The organism is Nonomuraea candida, from assembly GCF_000725485.1.
Taxonomy (GTDB): domain Bacteria; phylum Actinomycetota; class Actinomycetes; order Streptosporangiales; family Streptosporangiaceae; genus Nonomuraea; species Nonomuraea candida.
On record NZ_JOAG01000231.1, the window covers coordinates 1 to 208 of the forward strand.

At 61.5% G+C, this 208-nt stretch carries 1 pseudogene; it reads right to left on the reverse strand.

Features of this window, described 5'->3' with window-relative positions:
- Positions 1-208 (reverse strand): annotated as a pseudogene (locus IO39_RS43850) (hypothetical protein); the annotation flags it as partial.

Sequence of the window (208 nt, forward strand, 5' to 3'; positions counted from 1 at the left end):
CTTCACCTTGGGGTCGGACTCGGTCTCCATGAACGAGTGGTAGAGGTAGCACTCGTTGTACTCGTGGTTGAGCAGCATCTCCCACCAGCTCTCGCCCGGGTCCACCAGGGACTCGTAGTGGGTGACGTGCTCCTCCTCGATGAGCCCGATCTCCTGGTAGAGCTGGCGGGCGATCGGCTCCATGTAGGTCGGGCCGACGTTCATGTAG